Here is a 1,345-nt window from a genome sequence, read left to right on the forward strand (position 1 = left end):
CCTGCTTTTCGCAGTATTTTTCCAGCATATCACGCTGGTTTGCGATACTGGCACTTTCGCCTTGCAGGTCATCGTCCTTTGACAGCCTGCAATAGACCGCCGCACGATAACCCCCGGCAAGTGCCGAACCGATTGTTCTGTATTCCATTTCGTTCATCATAGCCATTTACCCACACAATCCAGACGGTATCTGGCTCTTTTGAACCTCATCTTCATTATACTTCAAATCTTTCTTTTTAGCAAGATATTCTTTTGAATTTGTTTTGCCGTATTTCTGGGAAATCAGGCTGACGAACACATCGGTTGCGTCCAGCTCCCCGTCAAACACCGTTGTAACATGAATCTCTGTTTTGTTTTTTGCCATAGGCAGTTATCCTCCATACATGAAAATAGCCAGACAGAGGGTGTCGGCAACGAAGTCCGGCAACGGGCTTCAAAAGACCTTGCAAACAATCTCAATCTGGCGGTGGTTACTATTTATACTTTTCTTTTATTTTTCTGTTGTTTTGGTTGTCATAGGGGAGAAAAGCCGATAGTTTCGGGATTTTCCCCGGCAACCGGCTCGGCAACGGGATAGCAACAGGGGATGCAACGGGCTGTCATTTTCAGAATGGAAGCTCCATCGGTTCTGTGACCTCCACAAAACCGTCCATCGTTTTTTCAGACGGGTTGCCGGAGTCCGTTGCCGGGTTTTCACGCTCCCAGCCCTTTTGTCTGCCATATTCTGAAAACATTCTTGGGTTCGGGAAGTACCGCCAGCCAGAAATGCACTGGTTCATAATCTCGTTGATTTCCCGGATTTCCCATTGCTTCGGCTCGTCAAAGGCATGGTTCAAGGCTTCCTTATAGAGCTGCTTGGAGCAGACCATGCTCCCGGTGTACTTATCAAGATACGCCTGTATCATCCCGGCTTTGGTGTCCTCCGGCATAAAATCCCGCTGGTGTTCTTTGAGATACCGCTGCATGGCAGGGCTGAAAGCCAGCTTGAACCTGCCGCTTCTGTAAATTTCCATCGCTTCTGCCCACATCTGCTCGATATAGGCTCTGGAAGCGGCTTCGTCCTCCAAAATGTGAACCTCGGCTTGCTCCGGGTACACCATGACGGGGATAAAGCGGCGGTTGCCGGAACGGTCAAGGGGCAGGAAGTCAAGGGCATTGGAAGTGCCGCCAAACACGCACTGACGGGGGCGGTCTGCTGGGTGGGTTTCATAGGGTATCTTGTAAACCTCTTTCTGTCGGCTTAAAAATGACTTGATTTCCTCAATGCTCTTGGCGTTGGCGGTTGCCATCATTTCCGACATTTCAATAATCCAGTGACCTTGCAGCTTGCGGTACACATTGTCAT

2 protein-coding genes are annotated in these 1,345 nt (G+C 49.3%); both read right to left on the reverse strand.

The genetic code is table 11. The features are described from left to right. Positions 1-166: 166 nt before the first annotated feature. Positions 167-364, reverse strand: coding sequence for a hypothetical protein (locus tag DW059_RS15515; RefSeq protein ID WP_006873181.1), 198 nt, complete (start codon positions 362-364; stop codon positions 167-169). Between the two features lie 241 nt (positions 365-605). Continuing rightward, a partial coding sequence (locus DW059_RS15525) for a virulence-associated E family protein (RefSeq protein ID WP_242986332.1) occupies positions 606-1,345 on the reverse strand: 740 nt, incomplete at its 5' end.

It is taken from the genome of Roseburia sp. AF42-8 (assembly GCF_003435965.1).
In the GTDB taxonomy this organism is placed as follows: domain Bacteria; phylum Bacillota; class Clostridia; order Lachnospirales; family Lachnospiraceae; genus Roseburia_C; species Roseburia_C amylophila.

Bases quoted from the DNA above. Each gene is read 5' to 3' on its own strand.
- DW059_RS15515 (WP_006873181.1), bottom strand. From the start codon at position 364: ATGGCAAAAAACAAAACAGAGATTCATGTTACAACGGTGTTTGACGGG.